The organism is Microcella sp. (assembly GCF_046296455.1).
Taxonomy (GTDB): domain Bacteria; phylum Actinomycetota; class Actinomycetes; order Actinomycetales; family Microbacteriaceae; genus Microcella.
The window spans coordinates 1-21,125 of the sequence record NZ_JBKBLF010000002.1 but is presented as its reverse complement, the minus strand read 5'-3'; the positions used below and the strand labels follow the sequence as shown (position 1 = coordinate 21,125).

At 69.8% G+C, this 21,125-nt stretch carries 20 protein-coding genes and 3 tRNA genes; 20 read left to right on the top strand and 3 right to left on the bottom strand.

The features are described from left to right. The first annotated feature begins 137 nt into the window (after nt 1-137). From ACK4HH_RS01520 to ACK4HH_RS01430, 19 genes are all read left to right on the top strand, one after another. Nucleotides 138-209, top strand: a tRNA-Gly gene (locus ACK4HH_RS01520). 37 nt (nt 210-246) lie between these two features. Continuing rightward, nucleotides 247-317: transfer RNA gene (locus ACK4HH_RS01515), tRNA-Cys, on the top strand. 31 nt (nt 318-348) lie between these two features. Then, nucleotides 349-423 (top strand) — tRNA-Val (locus ACK4HH_RS01510). Between the two features lie 186 nt (nt 424-609). After that, a complete protein-coding gene (locus ACK4HH_RS01505) occupies nt 610-1,047 on the top strand; it encodes a VanZ family protein (protein WP_409647645.1) in 438 nt (145 codons plus the stop codon). A 63-nt stretch (nt 1,048-1,110) separates the two neighbouring features. Beyond that, nucleotides 1,111-2,991, top strand: coding sequence for a glycosyltransferase family 2 protein (locus ACK4HH_RS01500; protein WP_409647642.1), 1,881 nt, complete (start codon nt 1,111-1,113; stop codon nt 2,989-2,991). Next, nucleotides 2,975-4,156, top strand: a complete 1,182-nt coding sequence (locus ACK4HH_RS01495; RefSeq protein WP_409647639.1) for a hypothetical protein — start codon at nt 2,975-2,977, stop codon at nt 4,154-4,156. The genes ACK4HH_RS01500 and ACK4HH_RS01495 overlap by 17 nt, the downstream gene beginning before the upstream one ends. Before the next feature lie 196 nt (nt 4,157-4,352). Continuing rightward, nucleotides 4,353-6,260 (top strand): threonine--tRNA ligase, encoded by a 1,908-nt coding sequence (thrS, locus tag ACK4HH_RS01490; RefSeq protein ID WP_409647977.1) that lies wholly within the window; start codon nt 4,353-4,355, stop codon nt 6,258-6,260. A gap of 9 nt (nt 6,261-6,269) precedes the next feature. Continuing rightward, a complete protein-coding gene (locus ACK4HH_RS01485; protein WP_409647636.1) occupies nt 6,270-6,848 on the top strand; it encodes an HIT family protein in 579 nt (192 codons plus the stop codon). 78 nt (nt 6,849-6,926) lie between these two features. Continuing rightward, nucleotides 6,927-7,829 carry a pyridoxal 5'-phosphate synthase subunit PdxS gene (gene pdxS / locus ACK4HH_RS01480; protein WP_409647634.1) on the top strand — a complete coding sequence of 301 codons (903 nt, stop codon included), beginning with the start codon at nt 6,927-6,929 and terminating at the stop codon, nt 7,827-7,829. Then, nucleotides 7,819-8,421, top strand: a complete 603-nt coding sequence (gene pdxT / locus ACK4HH_RS01475; protein WP_409647631.1) for a pyridoxal 5'-phosphate synthase glutaminase subunit PdxT — start codon at nt 7,819-7,821, stop codon at nt 8,419-8,421. Before pdxS ends, pdxT begins: the two co-directional genes overlap by 11 nt. Nucleotides 8,422-8,446: 25 nt before the next feature. Further along, entirely contained in the window at nt 8,447-9,058 is a 612-nt protein-coding gene (locus ACK4HH_RS01470) for a hypothetical protein (protein ID WP_409647628.1), read from the top strand. A 34-nt stretch (nt 9,059-9,092) separates the two neighbouring features. Further along, nucleotides 9,093-9,854: a YebC/PmpR family DNA-binding transcriptional regulator gene (locus ACK4HH_RS01465; protein WP_409647625.1), complete on the top strand. Its 762-nt coding sequence runs from the start codon at nt 9,093-9,095 to the stop codon at nt 9,852-9,854. A 4-nt stretch (nt 9,855-9,858) separates the two neighbouring features. Then, nucleotides 9,859-10,449, top strand: a complete 591-nt coding sequence (gene ruvC / locus ACK4HH_RS01460; protein WP_409647622.1) for a crossover junction endodeoxyribonuclease RuvC — start codon at nt 9,859-9,861, stop codon at nt 10,447-10,449. Beyond that, the gene (gene ruvA / locus ACK4HH_RS01455; RefSeq protein WP_409647619.1) at nt 10,446-11,075 is read left to right on the top strand and encodes a Holliday junction branch migration protein RuvA; all 630 of its coding nucleotides are present in this window, start codon (nt 10,446-10,448) and stop codon (nt 11,073-11,075) included. Before ruvC ends, ruvA begins: the two co-directional genes overlap by 4 nt. Beyond that, nucleotides 11,072-12,088, top strand: a complete 1,017-nt coding sequence (gene ruvB / locus ACK4HH_RS01450) for a Holliday junction branch migration DNA helicase RuvB (RefSeq protein WP_409647616.1) — start codon at nt 11,072-11,074, stop codon at nt 12,086-12,088. Before ruvA ends, ruvB begins: the two co-directional genes overlap by 4 nt. Nucleotides 12,089-12,187: 99 nt before the next feature. Continuing rightward, nucleotides 12,188-12,565, top strand: a complete 378-nt coding sequence (gene yajC, locus ACK4HH_RS01445; protein ID WP_409647613.1) for a preprotein translocase subunit YajC — start codon at nt 12,188-12,190, stop codon at nt 12,563-12,565. A gap of 73 nt (nt 12,566-12,638) precedes the next feature. Next, complete coding sequence (gene secD / locus ACK4HH_RS01440) at nt 12,639-14,360, top strand: protein translocase subunit SecD (protein WP_409647610.1); 1,722 nt, start codon at nt 12,639-12,641, stop codon at nt 14,358-14,360. Next, complete coding sequence (gene secF, locus ACK4HH_RS01435; RefSeq protein ID WP_409647607.1) at nt 14,357-15,367, top strand: protein translocase subunit SecF; 1,011 nt, start codon at nt 14,357-14,359, stop codon at nt 15,365-15,367. The genes secD and secF overlap by 4 nt, the downstream gene beginning before the upstream one ends. 72 nt (nt 15,368-15,439) lie before the next feature. Beyond that, nucleotides 15,440-17,695 carry a RelA/SpoT family protein gene (locus ACK4HH_RS01430; RefSeq protein ID WP_409647604.1) on the top strand — a complete coding sequence of 752 codons (2,256 nt, stop codon included), beginning with the start codon at nt 15,440-15,442 and terminating at the stop codon, nt 17,693-17,695. Here the strand turns inward: ACK4HH_RS01430 and ACK4HH_RS01425 are convergent. The 3 genes from ACK4HH_RS01425 to ACK4HH_RS01415 form a co-directional block, all read right to left on the bottom strand. Further along, complete coding sequence (locus ACK4HH_RS01425; RefSeq protein WP_409647601.1) at nt 17,674-18,249, bottom strand: hypothetical protein; 576 nt, start codon at nt 18,247-18,249, stop codon at nt 17,674-17,676. The genes ACK4HH_RS01430 and ACK4HH_RS01425 overlap by 22 nt on opposite strands. A 107-nt stretch (nt 18,250-18,356) precedes the next feature. Next, nucleotides 18,357-19,589, bottom strand: coding sequence for a DUF349 domain-containing protein (locus ACK4HH_RS01420; RefSeq protein ID WP_409647598.1), 1,233 nt, complete (start codon nt 19,587-19,589; stop codon nt 18,357-18,359). A 112-nt stretch (nt 19,590-19,701) separates the two neighbouring features. Further along, nucleotides 19,702-20,472 carry a peptidylprolyl isomerase gene (locus ACK4HH_RS01415; protein ID WP_409647595.1) on the bottom strand — a complete coding sequence of 257 codons (771 nt, stop codon included), beginning with the start codon at nt 20,470-20,472 and terminating at the stop codon, nt 19,702-19,704. A 123-nt stretch (nt 20,473-20,595) separates the two neighbouring features. Between ACK4HH_RS01415 and ACK4HH_RS01410 the strand changes: the two genes are divergently transcribed. Beyond that, nucleotides 20,596-21,125 (top strand): AAA family ATPase (locus tag ACK4HH_RS01410; protein WP_409647592.1); only part of this gene is annotated, 530 nt, incomplete at its 3' end.

Here is a 21,125-nt window from a genome sequence, read left to right as displayed (position 1 = left end):
GCGAACCCATCTTGCCACAAACGCGCGGGGTGATTGCGACGGCTCGAGGGGCCGGGACACGCCCGCGCCGGTCGGTTTGGCCCAGACCGGAATGGTGGGCTAGAGTTTCGATGCACCCCCGGGAACGGGGGAGCGATGCGGATGTGGCGCAGTGGTAGCGCATCACCTTGCCAAGGTGAGGGTCGCGAGTTCGAATCTCGTCATCCGCTCGAGTAATGGCCCTCTGTGAGGCGGGCTGTTGCCCACGGTGGCGTGGCCGAGAGGCGAGGCAGCGGCCTGCAAAGCCGTGCACACGGGTTCGAATCCCGTCGCCACCTCACAGCTCCACCAGCAACACCCCATGCGAATGGGCGATTGGCGCAGCGGTAGCGCGCTTCCCTGACACGGAAGAGGTCACTGGTTCGATCCCAGTATCGCCCACCATCGATTCCCTCGAACCAGCGACCTCGCAGACGCTGTCGCGTCTGCGCTGGTTCGATCCCAGTATCGCCCACCATCGATTCCCTCGAACCAGCGACCTCGCAGACGCTGTCCCGTCTGCGCTGGTTCGATCCCCGTATCGCCCACCACACTCAGGCCCCTCATCGTCGCGGTTGCGATGATCGGGCGATGAGCCGTCGAACCTCCGCCGTTGCCGCGGGCCTGGTCTACACGGCGCTCCTGCTTCTCGTCACGCTCGGCCCGGTTCCGCAGCGGCTCGCGGGATCCCAGTCCCCGCGTGGCGTGCTCGCCTGGCGCGACTGGTTCGACGCCAGCACCTGGACGATGGGATCGTCGCTCGAGTTCGCGGCGAACGTGGTGCTCTTCGCCCCGTGGGGTGCCCTCGCAGTGCTCGTGATCGGCAAACGCCGATGGTGGCTCGCGATCCTCGCAGGCCTCGCACTGACCACGCTGATCGAGATCGCGCAGATCCCGACGGCCCGCATCTCCGATCCGCGCGATCTGGTCGCGAACCTTGCCGGCACCGTGCTCGGGGTGCTGCTCGCCGTCTCGGTGGCGGCGGTCCGGTCGCGGACGCAGCGCCTCGACCCCGTAACGGCGGGCTAGTTCGCGGGCTCGCGCCCCGTTCTGGGGCGCGCGCGGGGTGCGGAGGCGCTCTAGGCTGAGCCCATGGCTCCGGGGGGAGAGGCACCAGCGACGCGCGTCGCCGACAGTGAGGCGTTCGCCGAGCTGCTGCTACAGAGCGGTCTCGTCTCGCCCGAGAACCTCGCCTTCGCGCGGCGCGTCAAGGAACGCACGGGCGCCCATATCGATCAGGTGCTGATCAGCGAGGGCCTGCTCGACTCCGAGTCGCTGTTGCTCGCGGAGGCCGCGTCGTGGGGTATCCACCCGATCGATCTCGACGCCGTCAAGTTCGACGAGGATCTCGTGCGCAGCGGGTCGGGCCAGCGGTATCTGGCCGAGAACTGGCTGCCGATCCGGCGCAACGACGCGGGCATCGTCTTCGTCGCGACGGCCCGTGGGGTCGCTCCCGAGCGCGTGGCGAGCATCCGGTCAGCCCTTGACGGTGCCGAGGTGCAGTTCGTCGCGACGACGTCGTGGGACATCAAGAACGCCTGCCTACGGCTGTTCCGGGCCGAGATCGCCGACGAGGCCGCTAACGAGCTGTGGCGGCAGAACCCGGCCATGTCGGCCCGCATCACCTTCAGCCGGGGCCAGAAGACGCTGGGTGCCATCGGCGCGCTCGTGCTGCTCGTGGCGGCCGTGCTGCGGCCCGTCGAGACGGCTGTGGTGCTGCTGACGGTCACGAGCCTCGTGTTTCTCGCGGGCACGAGCTTCAAGTTCATCGTCGCCATGCGCGGCGCTCGCTACGACGTCGTCGAGCGCATCACCAAGGCGCAGATCCACGCGCTCGATGAGCGCGAACTGCCGCGGTACACGGTGCTGGTGCCGGTGTTCCGCGAGGCGAACATTGTCGGCCAGCTCATCCGTAATCTCGGCGGCCTCGACTACCCGACCGAGAAGCTCGAGGTGCTCATCCTGATCGAGGAAGAAGATCACGAGACGCGGGATGCCGTGCTCACCTCCAACCCGCCGCCCCACTTCCGCATCGTCACGATCCCGAAAGGCCAGCCCCAGACCAAGCCGCGGGCGTGCAACGTCGGCCTGTACTTCGCGACCGGCGACCTGCTCGTCATCTACGACGCCGAAGACACCCCTGATCCCGATCAGCTGAAGAAGGCCGTCGTCGCCTTCCGGCGCGGCGGCGACGAGACGGTGTGCGTGCAGGCCTCGCTCAACTACTTCAACGACCGCGAGAATGCGCTGACGCGCATGTTCACGCTCGAGTACAGCTACTGGTTCGACTACATGCTCGCCGGCCTCGACCTCGGCGACCTGCCGATTCCGCTCGGCGGCACCTCGAACCACTTCCGCACCTCGGCGCTCATCGAGCTCGGCGGCTGGGACCCGTACAACGTCACCGAAGACGCCGACCTGGGCATTCGCGCGAGCGCGCTCGGCTATCGGGTCGGGGTCATCAACTCGACGACGATGGAAGAGGCCAACACCTCGATCCCGAACTTCATTCGCCAGCGGTCGCGGTGGATCAAGGGCTACATGCAGACGACGCTCGTGCACGCTCGGCAGCCGCTCGCGCTCGTGCGGCAAATCGGACTGCGGCGCTTCTTGAGCTTCGTGCTACTCATCGCCGGAACACCCGCGACCTTCCTCGGCGTGATTCCGTTCTACGTCATCACGGCCTTCACGATCGTGCTGCCGGTCGAGGCACTCGCGCAGCTGTTCCCGATCTGGCTGCTGTGGCTGACGCTGCTGAACTTCGTCATCGGCAACGTCATCATGATCTACCTGTCGATGATGGGCCCGTACAAGCGCGGCACGTTCCACCTCGTGCTGTGGGCGCTGTTGAACCCGGTCTACTGGCTGCTGCACTCGATCGCGGCCTACAAGGGCCTGTGGCAGCTCATCACCAAGCCGCACTACTGGGAGAAGACCGAGCACGGTCTGACGACGCATGTCCAGCACGACTGAGGCCCCTATGGTGCGCGACCGATCCGACCGCCGCGCGCCGCGCACGCGCCACGACCCCTTCCCCCGATGGCCGGTGCAACGGTGGATGCTGCGCCTCGGCCTTATGGCGCCGCTCATCGCAATCGCGCTCCTGCTCGAACTCGTGCCCTACCCCGAGTCGGCGCCCAACGCCGATCTGCTCGTCGACGTGGCGGCGATCGACTGGACGCGGGGCGACGCCGAGTGGCTCGCTCTGCTGTACCCGCACACGTCGATCCTGATCGCCGCGAGCAACCCCTTCGGTCGTCTTGGGCTCAGCATCATCGGCGCGATCGCCGCGGGCTTCCTGCTGCAGAAGGTGGCCGAGATCATCGCCCAGCGGGCGATCCCGCAGTCGACGGGCATCATCCTCGTCATCGCGCTCGCGGCTAATCCGCTGTTCGCCTACTTCGCGCTCGAGAACCTGCCCGGGTTCCTCGCCATGACCTTCTTCGGCCTCGCGCTCGCTGACCTCGTTCGCTTCGTCAACTGGGGCAGCACCGAGTCGGGGTTCCGCGCGGGGATCCTGCTCATGATCGCGGCCCTCAGCGATCCTTCGGGAATCCTCTACGCCCTGGTCGCCGTGCTCGCCTCCCCGTTCCTCCGACACGGCCGAGCATCGGCGCCGGGCCTGAGGGCCGCCAACATGCTCGTCATCGCCTTCCCGACGATCGGGGCCTTCGCGACGATCGCGTTCCTCAACGTGCTGTTCTTCGGCACGCCGTGGCCACAGCAAGACGTCGCCGCGATCCTGGCGGGCATCCCCGCCGGGCTCTCGAGCCTCCTCGCCCTGTACACGACGCCGACGGGCTGGCTTATCGCGGCCCCCGTTCTGAGCGCGTGGCTGGTCGCCGCGATCGTGCGGCGCCCGGCGGCCATCCCGGTGTCGACGATCGTCTTCCTGCTGCTCAACGTCGCCTTCCTGCTCGGTGCCTTCCACCCTGGCGCGGCGGGCGTGACGTTCACCCTGCTGACCCTGCTCGCGATCACGCTCATCCCCGGAGCCCGCACCCCGCTCACGAACGCGCTCGTCGATCTCGTCGCCGTGCTGCAGATCGGAATCGCCTGGGCGGCCGCGCTCGATCGCGCGATCGTGTTGGCCTGGATGCAGTCGGTGGCTGACGCGTGGGTGGCGTTCGGCGGTTGAGGCTCCGGCCAGGCGCGATGACGCGCGCCGGTAGAGTTGAGCGAGCCCACCGCCCCGCACCACCGCACCACGAGGAGCCCGCGTGTCCGACCCCGTCGCGCCCGAGTCCGCCGCACCGTCGACCGCGCTCGAGCCGGTCGTGGTGACGCAGCCGAGCGACGGTTTCGCACTCTTCACCGACCGCTCGGTCGTCGCCATGCGCGTCGCGGGCGAGCTGCGCGACCTCGCGCACCGCCTGCAGCCCGGCGAGACGGCCGAGCCCGTCACGATCGACTCGCCCGACGGTCTCGCGATCCTGCGCCACTCGACCGCGCACGTGCTCGCGCAGGCGGTGCAGTCGATCAACCCCGAGGCGAAGCTCGGCATCGGTCCTCCCATCACCGACGGCTTCTATTACGACTTCGATGTGGCGACGGCCTTCACGACCGACGACTTCTCGGCGCTCAGCAAGGCCATGGACCGCATCATCCGGCAGGGCCAGCGATTCGTGCGCCGTGTCGTGACCGACGACGAGGCGCGCGCCGAGCTCGCCTCTGAGCCTTACAAGCTCGAGCTCATCGGGCTCAAGGGTGCGGCATCCGAGGGCGCCGACGGCGAAAGCGTCGAGGTCGGCGGCGGCGAGCTGACGATCTACGAGAACATCGATGGCAAGACCGGCGAGGTCTACTGGAAAGACCTGTGCCGCGGCCCGCACCTGCCCAACACGCGCATGATCGGCAACGGATGGTCTCTCACGCGCGTCGCCGCCGCCTACTGGCGCGGCAGCGAGAAGAACCCGCAGTTGCAGCGCATCTACGGCACGGCGTGGCCGTCCAAGGATGCCCTGCGCGAGCATCTCGGCCGCCTCGAGGAGGCCGCCAAGCGCGACCACCGCAAGCTCGGCGTCGAGCTCGACCTCTTCAGCTTCCCCGATGAGATCGGATCGGGCCTCGCGGTCTTCCACCCCAAGGGCGGCATCGTGCGCGCCGAGATCGAGAACTTCATGCGCGAGCGCCTGCTCGCGAACGGCTACGAGCTCGTCTACTCGCCGCACATCACCAAGGGCCAGCTCTTCGAGACGAGCGGCCACCTGCAGTGGTACGAGGAGGGCATGTTCCCGGCCATGCACCTCGACGAGGAGCGCGACGCCGACGGTAACGTCACCAAGCAGGGGCAGAACTACTACCTCAAGCCCATGAACTGCCCGTTCCACAACCTCATCTTCCGGGCCCGCGGGCGCTCGTACCGCGAGCTGCCGCTGCGCCTGGCCGAGTTCGGCACGGTCTACCGCTATGAGAAGAGCGGAACGCTCTCGGGGCTGACGCGCGTGCGCGGCCTGACGCAAGACGATGCGCACATCTACGTCACGCCCGACCAGGTGAAGGCCGAGGTCGCGAGCCAATTGCAGTTCGTGCTCGAGACCCTGCGCGGCTACGGGCTCGACGACTTCTACCTCGAGCTCTCGACCCGCAACCCCGAGAAGTCGTTCGGCAGCGACGAGCTGTGGCATGAGGCGACCGAGACGCTGCGCGAGGTCGCCGTCGACTCGGGCCTCGAGCTCGTGCCCGACCCGGGCGGAGCCGCCTTCTACGGCCCCAAGATCTCGGTGCAGGCGCGCGACGCGATCGGGCGCACGTGGCAGCTCTCGACCGTGCAGCTCGACTTCAACCAGCCCGAGCGCTTCGAGCTCGAGTACACAGCCTCCGACGGCACGCGCCAGCAGCCGATCATGATCCATCGCGCCCTGCTGGGCTCGATCGAGCGCTTCTTCGCGATCCTGCTCGAGCACTACGCGGGGGCGTTCCCGGCCTGGCTCTCGCCCGAGCAGGTCGTCGGCATTCCCGTCGCCGAGGACTACGCCGAGTACCTCGAGGGCGTCGTCGCGACGCTGCGCGCCGCCGGAGTGCGCGCGCACGTCGACCGCAGCGACGATCGCATGCAGAAGAAGATCCGCACCCACACGACCGGCAAGGTGCCGTACCTGCTCATCGCGGGTGCCGACGACGTGGCGAACGGCGCCGTGAGCTTCCGGTTCCGCGACGGCTCGCAGGTCAACGGCGTGCCCGTCGAGCAGGCGGTCGCCCGCATCACCGCGGCGATCTCGACGCGCTCGGCCGAGCTCTAGCGAGCATCCATGACCGATCAGGATGCCCGGGCGGCGATCGACGGCGTCGCCGCCGAGAGCGGGGCTGGCTTCGCCGCGGTGCCGGATGCCTTCCAGCGCCTGTGGACCCCGCACCGTCTCGTCTACATCGAGAACGGGCAGCAGCCCGCTGACGACGCGTGCCCGTTCTGCCGCGCCCCCGAGCTCGACGACGAGCAGGCGCTCATCGTGGCGCGGGGCGAGCACGCCTACGTGCTGCTCAACCTCTACCCGTACAACAGTGGGCACCTTCTCGTGTGTCCGTACCGGCACATTGCGCAGTATGACGAGGCGAGCGCAGAGGAGGTCGCAGAGATCGGGGCGCTCACGCAGACCGCAATGCGCGTGCTGAGCGCGACCTCGGGGTGCCAGGGATTCAACATCGGCATGAACCAGGGACGCATCGCGGGGGCCGGGATCGCGGCACACCTGCACCAGCACATCGTGCCGCGGTGGGCGCTCGACTCGAACTTCTTCCCGATCATCGCGGGCACCAAGGCGGTGCCGCGGCTGCTCGGCGAGGTGCGCGATGAGATCGCACGCGTCTGGCCCTCAGATTCGCCGCAGTAGACTGACGCGGCCGCCGCAACCACTGCAACTTCTCTCTCGCGCGTTCGCGCGAACCGTGCCAGAAAGGGCCGATACACGATGACCGAGACCACCTCGACGAGCGTGCAGGGCACGAGCCGCGTGAAGCGCGGACTCGCTGAGATGCTCAAGGGCGGCGTCATCATGGACGTCATCAACGCCGAGCAGGCGCGTATCGCGGAGGACGCCGGCGCGGTCGCCGTCATGGCGCTCGAGCGCGTGCCCGCCGACATTCGCGCGCAGGGCGGCGTCGCCCGCATGAGCGACCCCGACCTCATCGACGAGATCATCGCGACCGTCTCGATCCCCGTCATGGCGAAGGCGCGCATCGGCCACTTCGTCGAGGCGCAGGTGCTGCAGTCGCTCGGCGTCGACTACATCGACGAGTCCGAGGTGCTGAGCCCCGCCGACTACGTCAACCACATCGACAAGTGGCCCTTCACCGTGCCCTTCGTGTGCGGTGCGACCAACCTGGGCGAGGCGCTGCGCCGCATCACCGAGGGCGCGGCGATGATCCGCTCGAAGGGCGAGGCCGGTACGGGCGACGTTAGCGAGGCCACCAAGCACATCCGCACGATCCTCGGCGAGATCCGTGCACTCTCGGCGAAGACCCCCGATGAGTGGTACGTCGCCGCGAAAGAGCTGCAGGCGCCCTACGAGCTCGTTGCCGAGGTCGCGCAGACCGGCAAGCTCCCGGTCGTGCTGTTCACGGCAGGCGGCGTCGCGACGCCGGCCGACGCCGCGCTCATGATGCAGCTCGGCGCCGACGGCGTGTTCGTCGGCTCGGGCGTGTTCAAGTCGGGCAACCCCGTGGCGCGCGCCGCCGCGATCGTCAAGGCGACCGCGGGGTACAACGACCCGGCGATCGTGGCCGAGGCATCGCGCGGGCTGGGCGAGGCGATGGTCGGCATCAACGTCGCCGACCTGCCCGCACCGCACCGCCTCGCCGAGCGTGGCTGGTAGGGCGCTTCCGCCCGTCGGCGTGTTCGCCCTGCAGGGCGACGTGCGCGAGCACGTGGCCGTGCTGCGCGGGCTCGGCGCCGACGTGCTCGAGGTGCGCACGCCCGCGCACCTCGACGAGGTCGGCGGGCTCGTGATCCCCGGCGGCGAGTCGAGTGTCATGGACAAGCTCAGTCGGCTGTTCGGGCTGCGCGATCCGCTGCGCGAGCGCATCGCGAACGGCATGCCCGTGTACGGCACGTGCGCCGGCCTGATCATGCTCGCCGACCGCCTGCACGACGCCATCGATGGCCAGTTGTCGTTCGGGGGCCTCGACGTCGCGGTGCGGCGCAACGCCTTCGGCACGCAGCTCGACTCGTTCGAGACCGATCTCGCGGTACCCGTGCTCGGCGAGCCGCCCGTGCACGCGGTGTTCATCCGCGCCCCGGTCGTCGACGAGGTCGGCGCCGGGGTCGAGGTGCTCGCCGCGCTCGACGACGGCCGCGTCGTCGCGGTCGAGCAGGGGCGCCTGATGGGAACCTCGTTCCACCCGGAGGTCGCGGGGGAGTCCCGCTTCCACGCGCGGTTCCTCGAGCACGTCGCCGCCGCATCCTGACCGCGGTTCCTGAGACCATGGGGGCATGAGCTTCTACTCGGACTACCCGGCCGCGCGCAGCCGACAGATCATCGCCGATGCGATCGGCCTCGTGCTCGTGGTCATCGTGGTGGCCGTCGCGGCGGCGGTGACCGCGACGATCCGCGCGCTCGGCGCGTTCGGGCGCGATCTCGAGCAGGCCGGCATCGACTTCGAGGCCGGGCTGAGCGACGCCGCCGACTCCCTCGGCGAGGTGCCCCTCATCGGCGACGGGATCCGCGGCCCGTTCGACGCCGCCGCAGGCGCCGGGGCGTCGGTCGCCGAGGCAGGCCGCGCCCAGCAGGCTTTCGTCGAGGCCGTGGCGCTCGGCGTCGGATGGTCGGTAGCGGTCGTGCCCCTCGTGCTGCTCGGGCTCGTGTGGGTGCTGCCGCGCGTGCGGTTCGCTCTGCGCTCGAGCCGGTTGCGGGCGATGATCGCGCGCGGCATGAGCGCCGACACCCTGGCCGCGCGCGCCGTGGCGCGCGCGCCGCTGCACGAGCTCGCCGCCGTGCATCCCGACCCCGCCGCCGCGTGGCGCGCGAACGACCCCGCCGCGATCCGGGCCCTCGCGGGGCTTGAGCTTCGTCGCGCCGGAGTCCGAGCGGACGCCCTGCCCTAAACTGGATCTGATCTTCAGACCTGCAAGGAGCCCCATGTCCGGCCATTCCAAGTGGGCGACGACCAAGCACAAGAAGGCGATCATCGACAGTCGCCGTGCCAAGTCGTTCGCCAAGCTCATCAAGAACATCGAGGTCGCCGCCAAGATCGGCGGCGCCGACCTGAGCGGCAACCCGACCCTGGTCGACGCGGTGCAGAAGGCCAAGAAGACCTCGGTGCCCAACGACAACATCGATCGCGCGATCAAGCGCGGCGCCGGGCTCACCGGCGAGTCGGTCGACTACCAGACGATCATGTACGAGGGCTACGGGCCCGGCGGCCTCGCGCTGCTGATCGAGTGCCTGACCGACAACAAGAACCGCGCGGCGGCCGAAGTGCGCACGGCGATGTCGCGCAACGGCGGCACGATGGCCGACCCCGGCAGCGTCGCCTACAACTTCAGCCGCAAGGGTGTCATCTCGATCACGAAGACCGACGGTGTGACCGAAGACGACATCCTCATGGCCGTGCTCGACGCCGGCGCCGAAGAGGTCATCGACCAGGGCGGCGGATTCGAGGTCATCACCGACCCGTCGCAGCTCGTCGCCGCCCGCACCGCGCTGCAGGAGGCCGGGATCGAGTACGACGCGGCCGAGGCCGAGTTCGTCGCGAACCTGCAGATCGACGCCGACGCCGAGACGGCGCGCAAGCTCTTCAAGCTCGTCGACGCGATGGACGACCTCGACGACGTGCAGAACGTCTTCACGAACGTGTCGCTCAGTCCTGAGGTTCGCGCCGAGCTCGACGACGACGAGTAGCCGCGTGCTGCGGGTGCTCGGCGTCGACCCCGGTCTGACCCGCTGCGGGGTCGGCATCGTCGACATCGAGCCCACGCGCCGGGCGACGCTCGTCGCCGTCACTGTGATTGAGACCCCGGCCGGGCTCGCGCTCGAACGCCGGCTGCTCGCGATCGGCGACGCGATCGCGGCCCTGCTCGACGAGCACCGCCCCGATGCGGTCGCCCTCGAGCGGGTCTTCGCGCAGCACAATGTCAGCACCGTCATGGGCACCGCCCAGGCGAGCGGTGTCGTGCTGCACGCCGCCGCCGCGCGGGGCCTCGAGGTCACCTTGCACACCCCCACCGAGGTCAAGGCCGCCGTCACCGGGCACGGCGGCGCCGACAAGAAGCAGGTCACGGCGATGGTGCAGCGCATCCTTCGTCTGGATGCCCCGCCGAAGCCCGCCGACGCCGCCGATGCACTGGCCCTCGCCATCTGCCACGGCTGGCGCGGAGCCGCGAGCCCGGCGGCACGCGTGGCGGGGGAGCCCGCGACCGCGGCCGCGCCCACCCCGGCGCAGCAGGCGTGGCGCGCGGCCGAGAGGGCGACGCGCGCCCGTAGGCTCGACGGGTGATCGCCAGCCTGCGGGGAACCCTCATCGCCCTCGCGGGAACGCGCGTGGTGATCGACGTCGCCGGGGTCGGCTACGCCGTCGCCGTGACCGAGCGCCATGCGCGGGATCTGCGCCTCGGCGACAGCGTGCGGCTGCACACCGCCCTCATCGTGCGCGAGGACGACATGAGCCTGTTCGGCTTCGCCGACGAGGTCGAGCTGGGCCTCTTCGAGCTGCTGCGCACGGTCTCGGGCGTCGGCCCGAAGTCGGCGCTCGGCGTGCTCGGGGCGATGACGCCCGACGCGATCGCGCGCGCCATCGCCGCCGACGACGACGCGCCGTTCCGCGCCGTGAGCGGCATCGGGCCGAAGACCGCGAAGCTCATCGTCGTGTCGCTCGCGGGCAAGCTCGTGGCGCCCACCGGCGCTGCTCCCGTCGAGAGCCCCGCCGCCCCGGCGGCCGTCACGGCCTCGCTCGCCGCGGCGCTCACGGGGCTCGGCTGGCCCGAGCGCACCGCACTCGACGCCGCCGCGCAGGTCGTCGAGGCAGACCCCGACGCCGCGACGACCGGGCTCGCGGTGCTGCTGCGGCGTGCGCTCAGCATCCTGGGACCCGCTCGCGGCCGCGCCGACGGGGCAGGCTCGTGACCGACGACGTGCTGCGCCCGATCCCCGAATCGGATGCCGAGCTCGCCTTCGAAGGAGCCCTGCGTCCGCAGAGCCTCGCCGAGTTCGTCGGGCAGCAGAAGGTGCGGCGCCAGCTGCAGCTGCTGCTCGAAGCGGCGGGACTGCAGAACCGCACGCCCGACCACATCCTGCTCGCGGGCCCGCCCGGGCTCGGCAAAACCACGCTCGCCATGATCGTCGCGCACGAGGGGCGCCGACCGCTGCGCATGACGAGCGGTCCGGCGATCCAGCACGCGGGCGACCTCGCGGCGGTGCTGTCGTCGCTCGTTCCGGGCGAGGTGCTCTTCATCGATGAGATCCACCGCATGGCGCGGTCGGCCGAAGAGATGCTCTACCTCGCGATGGAGGACTTCCGCGTCGACATCATGGTCGGCAAGGGGGCAGGAGCGACCAGCATCCCGCTTGAGCTCGCCCCCTTCACGCTCGTGGGGGCGACCACGCGATCGGGCCTGCTGCCCAACCCCCTGCGCGACCGCTTCGGGTTCACGGCCCACCTCGAGTTCTACGAGCCCGACGAGCTGCATCAGGTGCTCGTGCGGGCGGCACGCCTGCTGGCACTGGCGATCGACGAGGATGCCCTGGCCGAGATCGCGCGCCGCTCGCGCGGCACGCCCCGCATCGCCAACCGATTGCTGCGCCGGGTGCGCGACTTCGCCCTCGTGCACGGCGGAGCCGCCGATCGTACCGCCGTGCGCGCCGCGCTCGAGCTGTACGACGTCGACGAGCAGGGGCTCGACCGGCTCGACCGCGCCGTGCTCTCGGCGATCGTCGAGCGCTTCGACGGAGGCCCCGTCGGGTTGTCGACGCTCGCGGTCTCGGTGGGCGAGGAGGCCGAGACCATCGAGGCGGTCGTCGAGCCGTTCCTCGTGCGCACGGGGCTGCTCTCGCGCACTCCGCGCGGGCGTGTCGCCACGGCCCGCGCCTGGGCCCACCTCGGCCACCCGCCGCGGCCGACCGGGGCCGATGACCTATAGTTGTCGCTGGCCCTCGGCCGAGCATCCGCTCGTCGACCGGCCCTGGCGGTGCGCCGCAGATCGTAGCGATCTCCCGAACTCCTGAAAGGCTGTCCCCTCATGGACCCGTTGACCATCGTCATGCTGGGCGTGCTCGCCCTGCTGATCTTCTTCATGTTCCGCAACTCGCGCAAGCGCAAGCAAGACCTCGAGCTGCTGCAAGAGAAGATGGTGCCCGGCGCCGAGGTCATGACCAACTTCGGGCTCTTCGGCACGCTCGTGAGCATCGACGACGAGGCGAACGTCGCGACGATCGAGACGAGCCCCGGCAGCACCGTTCGCGTGCACCGCCAGACCCTCGCGCGCGTCATCGAAGACGATGTCGCGATCGAGGAGGACGCCGCGGAGGAGATGACCGCCGAGGGCGCGCCCGTCGTCGAGGCGAGCGTCGAGGCGCCGGCCGAGAAGCCGAAGCGCACCAAGAAGACCGAGAGCTAGACCCACCGCTTCCCGCGCGCTGCGCGCCGCTCTGCGGCGTGCCCGCCCTCCCCGGCAGAAATGAGTACCTGAGGTGGCCAGAACTACCACCGAGCGCAAGGCCATTCGATCCCTCGTCTGGCTGCTCGTCATCATCATCGCCCTCATCGCGGCGAACGGTGCGAGCGTGCTGTTCAACAACGGGCAGTGGACGCCGAAGCTCGCGCTCGACCTCGAGGGCGGCACGCAGATCACGCTCAGCCCGCAGCTGTCGAGCGGCGAGGCCGTGACGGCCGAGCAGCTCGAGCGGGCGGTCGCGATCATCCGTCAGCGCGTCGACGCGAGCGGCGTGAGCGAAGCCGAGATCAACACGCAGGGCAACCAGAACATCGTCGTCTCGATCCCCGGCGAGCCCGACGACGAGACCCGCGAGCGCATCTCGAGCTCGGCGAAGCTCGAGTTCCGCCCGGTGCTGGTCGCCGATCTGCCCTCGAGCTCGACCATCGGCGAGGAGGGCGCAGAAGACCCCGAGACTGATCCCTCGGCATCGCCGAGCGCCGAGCCGAGCGCCGAGCCCACCCCGAGCGCGAGCCCGACCGATGCGAGCGACCTGGCGTGGATCACCCCCGAGCTGCAAGAGCAGTTCGACACCTTCGATTGCGCGACGGTGAACGCGATCGGCGCCAACGTGGCACCGGCCGACGAGCCGCTCATCACCTGCGAGCAAGACGGCACGGTCAAGTACATCCTCGGCCCCGTCGAGGTCGCGGGTGAGCGCATCGCCGATGCGCGCGCTGGCCTCATTTCGTCGCAGACGGGCGTCACCACCAACGAGTGGGGCGTGTTCATCGAGTTCGACGCCGAGGGCACCGCGCAGTTCCGCGCCGTGACCGAGCGCCTCGTCGCCATCACCGGCGTGCAGAACCAGTTCGCGATCGTGCTCGACGGCAGCGTCATCACGGCACCGCGCACGATCAGCGCGATCACCGACGGCCGCCCGCAGATCAGCGGAAACTTCACCGAGGAGAGCGCGCTGACGCTCGCCGACCAGCTGAAGTTCGGCGCGCTGCCGATCGGCTTCGAGATCCAGTCGAGCGAAAACATCAGCGCGACCCTCGGCGTCTCGCAGCTGCAGAGCGGCATCATCGCCGGCATCGTCGGATTGATCCTCGTGGCCTTCTACGCCTTCTTCCAGTACCGCGCGCTCGGCGGCGTCGTGCTCGCCTCGCTCGTCGTCGCCGGTCTCGTGACGTACCTGATCATCACCTACCTGTCGAACCAGCAGGGCTTCCGACTGTCGCTCGCCGGTGTCGCCGGACTCGTGATCTCGATCGGCGTCATCGCCGACTCGTTCATCGTGTACTTCGAACGCATCCGCGACGAGCTGCGCGACGGACGCAGCGTCGACGGCGCAGTCGAGGCCGGGTGGAAGCGCGCGTGGCGCACGATCCTCATCAGCGACGTCATCAACTTCCTCGCTGCGGCCGTGCTCTTCGTGCTCGCGGTCGGCAACGTGCGCGGCTTCGCGTTCACGCTCGGCATCACGACCATCGTCGACCTCATCGTCGTCGCGCTCTTCACGCACCCGCTCATGCAGCTGCTCGCCCGCACGCGGTTCTTCGGCAGCGGGCACCCGCTGAGCGGGCTCGACCCGCAAGCGCTCGGCGCCGTGTACCGCGGTCGCGCACAGTTCCGCGCGCCGGTGGGTGTCACGAGCACCAAGGTCGCCAGTAGCAGCCGCGAGGCGCAGAAGCGCCAGACCATCGCCGAGCGGAAGGCCGCGCAGTCGAGCGGCGAAGGGAAGGATGCGCGATGAGCAGGCTCACGCAGTTCGGCAACGACCTCTACACCGGGCAGCGATCGTTCGACTTCGTCGGGCGCCGCAACACCTGGTACATCATCGCGGCCGTGTTCGTCCTCCTCGCGATCGGACTGACTGTGCTTCGCGGCGGTTTCGTGTTCGGCATCGAGTTCCGCGGCGGCGCGGAGTTCCGCGTGCAGAGCACTTCGGTGGTCGAGCAGGGCACAGCGGCGGCCACGGCGATCGCCGATGAGGCGGTGGCCTCGGTCGTTCCCGGGGCCAACCCGCGCGTCTCGATCGTCGGCGGCGACTCGGTGCGCGTGCAGACCGAGCAGCTGACCCCGGCGCAGACCGAAGAGGTGCGTGCGGCCCTCGCCGAGGCGTACGGCGTCGCCGAGGCCGACGTGAGCTCGTCGTTCATCGGCGCCACGTGGGGCGCCGACATCACGCGGCAAGCGATCATCGCGCTCGTCGTGTTCCTGCTGCTCGCGAGCCTCGTGCTCGCTGTCTACTTCCGCACCTGGAAGATGTCGCTCGCCGCGATCATCGCGCTGTTCCACGACCTCATCATCACGGCCGGCGTCTACGGTGTCTTCGGGCTCGAGATCACGCCCGCTGCGGTCATCGGCTTCCTCACGATCCTCGGGTACTCGCTCTACGACACCGTGGTCGTCTTCGACAAGGTGCGCGAGAACACCAACGAAGACGGTGTCGAATCCCGGCGCACCTTCGCGCAGTCGGTCAACCTCGCGGTGAACCAGACCCTCGTGCGATCGATCAACACCTCGATCGTCGCCGTGCTCCCCACGGCCTCGATCCTGTTCATCGGCTCGCTGCTGCTCGGGGCGGGAACGCTGCGCGACATCGCCCTGGCTCTCACGGTCGGAACGATCGTCGGCACGTACTCCTCGATCTTCCTCGCCGCTCCGCTCTACGTGCACCTGCGTCAGAACGAGCCCGAGGTCAAGAAGCAGGGCACGCGGCCGCGCGTGGCGCGCACCGAGTCGGGCGCCGTCCGCTGACGTCGTCGACGGGCATCCCCTCGTCGGGCTCGCGCCCCGCCACGCCGTAGAATCGACGCGGAGGGCGCGCTGATGACCGACACGACGCAGCAGAGCAGCGCGTCCCTGCGCGCCCTGCTGCCGCGCATCTTCTCGCGGTCGCAGACCGGGGGTGCGCTCGAGTCGCTCATCCGCACGGTGCGCGCGCAGCATCCCAAGGCCGATATTGCGCTCATCGAGCGCGCGTACCAGGTGGCCGAGCGCGCCCACGAGGGCCAGACGCGCAAGAGCGGCGAGCCGTACATCACGCATCCGCTCGCGGTCGCCCAGATCCTCGCCGATCTCGGGATCGGGGCGAAGACGATCGCGGCGGCGCTGCTGCACGACACAGTCGAAGACACCGGCTACAGCCTCGACGAGCTGCGGCGCGACTTCGGCGACGAGATCGCGATGCTCGTCGACGGGGTCACGAAGCTCGACAAGCTCAAGTACGGCGACAGCGCGCAGTCCGAGACCGTGCGCAAGATGATCGTCGCGATGTCGAAAGACATCCGCGTGCTCATCGTCAAACTCGCCGACCGTCTGCACAACGCGCGCACGTGGGGCTTCGTCGAGAGCTCGTCCGCGCAGCGCAAGGCGCAAGAGACGCTCGACATCTACGCCCCGCTGGCGCACCGCCTCGGCATCCAGACGATCAAGTGGGAGCTGGAAGACCTGTCGTTCGCTGTGCTGCAGCCCAAGATCTACGTCGAGATCGAGAGCCTTGTGCGCAATCGCACGCCCGAGCGCGAGGCGTTCGTGCAGCAGGTCATCGACGCGGTCAAGGACGACCTGCGGCAGGCGAAGATCAAAGCTGATGTCAAGGGCCGCCCCAAGCAGTACTACTCGATCTACCAGAAGATGGTGCACCGCGGCCGCGACTTCGACGAGATCTACGACCTCACCGGGGTGCGCATCCTCGTCAACTCGATCCGCGACTGCTACGCGGTGCTCGGGGCCGTGCACGCCCGCTGGAACCCCATGCCGGGGCGGTTCAAGGACTACATCGCGACCCCCAAGTTCAACCTCTACCAGTCGCTGCACACGACCGTGTTCGGCCCCGGGGGTCGCCCGGTCGAGCTGCAGATCCGCACGCACGAGATGCACCAGCGGGCAGAGTTCGGTGTCGCCGCGCACTGGAAGTACAAAGAGCGCATGGCGGGCTCGAGCCGCAGCGAAGCGGGCACCGAGCGCTCAGACACCGACATGGCCTGGCTCGCCCACATCTCTGACTGGCAGGCAGAGACGAGCGACCCGACCGAGTTCCTCGACAACCTGCGCTACGAGATCGGGGCCAAAGAGGTCTACGTCTTCACGCCGCAGGGCAAGGTTATCGGCCTGCCCGCCGGCGCGACCCCCGTCGACTTCGCCTACGCGGTGCACACCGAGGTCGGGCACCGCACGATGGGGGCGAAGGTCAATGGCCGTCTCGTACCGCTCGAGACCGTGCTCAACAGCGGCGACTCGGTCGAGGTCTTCACCTCCAAGAATCCGGATGCGGGCCCGAGCCAGGACTGGCTCAACTTCGTCACGAGCACGCGCGCGCGCTCGAAGATCCGCCAGTGGTTCACGAAGGAGCGCCGCGACGAGGCCGTCGAGCAGGGCAAGGACGCGATCGCGCGCGCGATGCGCAAGCAGAACCTGCCCCTGCAACGCCTCATGTCACAGGACGCCGTCGCGCACGTCGCATCCCAGCTGCGCTACGAGACCGTCGAGTCGCTCTACGCGGCCGTGGGCGAGGGCCACGTCTCGACCCAGTCGGTCATCGAGAAGATCCTCGCCGCCCTGCACGTCGAGGCCGAGAGCGACGACGAGCCGTTCAGCGTGCCGACCCGGGGCCCTACCCCGGTGCGCACGAGCGACTCGGGCGTGCTCGTGCGGGGCGCCCCCGACATCCTCGTGAAGCTCGCCAAGTGCTGCACCCCGGTGCCGGGCGACCGAATCGTCGGGTTCGTGACGCGCGGGCAGGGTGTCAGCGTGCACCGCGCCGACTGCAGCAACGTCCAGTCGCTGCTGACCGAGCCCGACCGCATGATCGAGGTCGAGTGGGCGCCGACGTCGAAGAGCGTGTTCCTCGTGCAGATCCAGGTCGAGGCGCTCGACCGCAGCGGCCTGCTGAGCGACGTGACGCGCGTGCTCTCCGAGCATCACGTCAATATCCTCTCGGCGAGCGTCAGCACGTCGAAAGACCGGCTCGCGCTCAGTCGCTTCGTCTTCGAGATGGGCGACGTCACCCACCTCGACCGCGTGCTCAACGCCGTGCGGCGCATCGACGCCGTCTACGACGTCTACCGCGTCAGCAACGGCTGATCGGTCGAACAGAGCACGAGCGCGTCGCGCAGCAGCGCGCGTGCCGGGCGCGCGAACGACAGCCTCGGTCGACGATCGAGCTCGGCGTCGATCTGCTGCGCCGTGACAGCGTGGGCGAGCAGGCCGGCGGCGAGGATCCCGACGACATCACGGCCGCGATCGTGTCGTGCGAGATCGACGAGCGTGCGCAGCGGTGCCGTGACACAGACCGCACCGAGCGTGCGCAGCTCGTCGTTCTCGATGACGACCTCCCGAGTGCGCAGGCGTCGGCGATCGGGCGAGGGGATGCGCGCGGTGATCGAGACGCACGTCGTCACGGCGGGCGGTTGCCGGCCCCAGCCCCACACCCACGCGGCGCTGCGATCGGCGACGACGACGCGCCGGTCGAGCAGCGCCGGAGCAAGGGACGCGGCCCGCTCGTACGGGGTGAGCGGGGCGTCGATCGGCAGGAATCCGTCACCCAGGGGCACGAGCTCTCCGTCGAGCGTCGCGGCGCGCAGTTCGCTCTCGCTCACGATCGACCCGGGCAGCATCACGGCGCTTCTGGCGGTCATGCGGGGGAGTGTGCCCCGTACAGCGCTCCGTTGCGGCTCCTGACCGCTGTCCTGTGGAGAACAGCTCGACCATCCGTCGCCGCGGGACGACTCCGTGCGATCAGCGATCAGCGGTCGACGGCGCTCAGCCAGGCGCGGCGCGCCTCGAGGGCCTCGGTGACCTCGGCGATGCGCTTGGTGTCTTTCGCGGCCGTCGCGGCGGCCAGGTCGGCCTCGAGGCCGGCGATCGCTTGCTCGAGCTGGGCCGCGAGTCCTTCCGAGCGGGCCTTCTTCTCGGGGTCGGAGCGGTTCCAGTGCTCTTCTTCGAGCTTCTTCACGGCGAGCTCGATCTGGCGCATGCGGTCTTCGACGCCCTTGACCTGGTCGCGCGGCACCTTGCCCGCGGCATCCCACTTGCGCTGGATGTTCGAGAGCGTCGCGCGCGCCTGCACGCGGTCGGTCGCCGTCAACAGGGGTGCGGCCTCGTCGAGCAGGGCGAGCTTGACGGCGAGGTTGCCCGCGAACTCCTCGTTCTCGCGCGCGTCGACCTCGGCCTTCGCGGCGTAGAGAGCATCGCCCGCGGTCTTGAACTGCGCCCACAGGGCGTCGTCGACCTTCTTGCCCGCGCGCCCCGCGAGCTTCCACTCGTCGAGCAGGCGGCGGTAGGCGGGGATCCCGCCCGTGCCTTGCGCGGCGAGCGCGACGGCCTGGTCGATGAGCGCCTGCTTGCGGGCGCGCACCTCTTTGTGCTCCGAGTCGAGACCCGCGAAGAAGGCACGCCGGTGCGTCTCGACGGTCGTGCGGGCCGCACGGAACCGCTTCCAGAGGTCGTCGGCCTGCTTCTTGGGCACGCGCGCACCCGTGGCCTGGTGCTCCTTCCAGCGGGCGAACAGCGCGTCGAGCTCGCTCGATGCCTGCTTCCACTGCACCGACTGCGGGTCTTTCGCCGCGAGCGCCTCGGCGGCCTCGACGATGGCCGTGCGCTCGGCGAGCGCGGCTTCGCTCGCCGCGGCGGCTTCGGCCTTCTGCTCTTCGGTGAGCTTCTCGACAGTCGCCGTGAGGGCGCCCACGCGGGTGCGCAGCGCGTCGAGGTCGCCGACAGCGGCGGGGGTCTCGAGGGCAGCGGTCAGCGTCGCGACGGTCTTGGCGACATCGGCGGCCGGGGCACCGGCCTTCGCGCGCTGCTCGAGCAGGCGCACCTGCCCCTCGAGCTCGACGTACTTGCGCGTGAAGTAGGCGAGGGCCTCGTCGGGCGTTCCGTCGGGGTACTGCCCGACCGCGCGCTCGGCACCGCCGTCGGTGACGTACACGGTGCCGGTCTCGTCGACCCGGCCCCAGGGGCTCTTCTCGTTCGCTGACACGTCTGCTTCATCCTCATCGAGTGCGCACGCGCGCGGCAGGATCCGCGCGGTTTTTCAGCATATGGCACGGTCGGCAGACCGGCTCGGGCCGACGGCCCGCCGTCGCCGATCGCTATTGGATCGTGATGCCCGAGATCACGGTCGGCACCGCGGGGGCGCCGTCGGGGGCGCCGCCCTCGACGCCCGCATCCACGATCTCGGTGATCAGGGCATCCAGGCCGCTCGTGATGCGGCCCATGACCGTGTAGCCGCCCGCGGCGTCGGCCGGGATCGTCGAGTCGTCGTAGACGATGAAGAACTGGCTGCCCATGCTGGCGCCGTCGCCACCCTGGCGGGCCATCGCGATGACGCCCGTCGTGTACACGTCGTCGAGCGGCGGGCTCTCGATGGGGCCGAAGCGGTAGTCGGGGCCGCCGGTGCCGTCGCCGTTGGGGTCACCGCACTGCAGCACGAAGATGCCCTCGGTCGTCAGACGGTGGCAGCTCAGCCCGTCGTAGAAGCCGCTCTGCACGAGGCTCACGAACGAGGCGACCGCCTGGGGCGCGGCGAGGCCGTCGAGCTCGTACTGCAGCTCGAGGCCGTCGTTGATCGTCATGGCGCCGGTCCACGTGCGGAACTCGCTGAGCGCCGGCTCCGGCGCGGTCGCGGCGGGTGCGGTGGGTGCAGGGCTCGCGCTGGCGACGGGCTCGGGGGTGCCCGGTCCCGCGGTGAAGTAGACGATCTGCGCGGTCGCCGCGAGGGCGCCGACGACGACGATCGCGAGCACGCCGATGAGGTTGTCGCGCTTGCGGCGAGCGGTCTTGGTCTCGTGCACGGTCTGTCGCGCCTGGTACCGGCGCAGACGGTCTTGCGTCTCGCGGTTGTTGGCCGATGCGGCTGCCACTGCTCCTCCATCCGGCGGCGGGAGGCGTCACGTGCGGCCCGCGCCGCAGTGAACTCTAGTCGAGGGCCCGGTGCCGCTGCGCGCGGCGGCCGCGCGGTCGGGGCGGGCCGTTAGCCTGGGGGCATGGATGCTCAGCCGGGCCTCGGCAGCGCCGCGGTTCCCCTCGCCGTGCGCATGCGGCCGACGCGCCTCGACGAGGTCGCCGGTCAGCGGCACCTGCTGGGGGCCGGATCCCCGCTCGTGAGCCTCGCGAGCGACGATCCCGGCCGCGCCCCGAGCGCCGTCTCGGTCATCCTGTGGGGCCCGCCGGGAACGGGCAAGACGACGCTCGCGCAGGCGATCGCGCGCTCGAGCGGTCGGCGTTTCGTCGAGCTCTCTGCCGTCACCGCGGGGGTGAAAGACGTGCGCGAGGTCATGGAGCGCGCCCTTGCCGATCGCGACCTCTACGGCACCTCGACGGTGCTGTTCCTCGACGAGATCCACCGCTTCACGAAGGCGCAGCAAGACGCCCTCCTGCCGGGCGTCGAGAACGGCTGGGTTATCTTGATCGCCGCGACGACCGAGAACCCCTCGTTCTCGGTCATCGCCCCGCTGCTGAGCCGCAGCCTGCTGTTGACCCTCGAGACGCTGAGCGACGACGACCTCGGGCTGCT

Coding starts and splice junctions, on each gene's coding strand:
- ACK4HH_RS01505 (WP_409647645.1), top strand. CDS start 610: ATGAGCCGTCGAACCTCCGCCGTTGCCGCGGGCCTGGTCTACACGGCG.
- thrS (WP_409647977.1), top strand. CDS start 4,353: ATGCGCGTCGCGGGCGAGCTGCGCGACCTCGCGCACCGCCTGCAGCCC.
- pdxS (WP_409647634.1), top strand. CDS start 6,927: ATGACCGAGACCACCTCGACGAGCGTGCAGGGCACGAGCCGCGTGAAG.
- ACK4HH_RS01430 (WP_409647604.1), top strand. CDS start 15,440: ATGACCGACACGACGCAGCAGAGCAGCGCGTCCCTGCGCGCCCTGCTG.
- ACK4HH_RS01495 (WP_409647639.1), top strand. CDS start 2,975: ATGTCCAGCACGACTGAGGCCCCTATGGTGCGCGACCGATCCGACCGC.
- ACK4HH_RS01425 (WP_409647601.1), bottom strand. CDS start 18,249: ATGACCGCCAGAAGCGCCGTGATGCTGCCCGGGTCGATCGTGAGCGAG.
- secF (WP_409647607.1), top strand. CDS start 14,357: ATGAGCAGGCTCACGCAGTTCGGCAACGACCTCTACACCGGGCAGCGA.
- ACK4HH_RS01470 (WP_409647628.1), top strand. CDS start 8,447: ATGAGCTTCTACTCGGACTACCCGGCCGCGCGCAGCCGACAGATCATC.
- ACK4HH_RS01500 (WP_409647642.1), top strand. CDS start 1,111: ATGGCTCCGGGGGGAGAGGCACCAGCGACGCGCGTCGCCGACAGTGAG.
- yajC (WP_409647613.1), top strand. CDS start 12,188: ATGGACCCGTTGACCATCGTCATGCTGGGCGTGCTCGCCCTGCTGATC.
- ACK4HH_RS01485 (WP_409647636.1), top strand. CDS start 6,270: ATGACCGATCAGGATGCCCGGGCGGCGATCGACGGCGTCGCCGCCGAG.
- ACK4HH_RS01465 (WP_409647625.1), top strand. CDS start 9,093: ATGTCCGGCCATTCCAAGTGGGCGACGACCAAGCACAAGAAGGCGATC.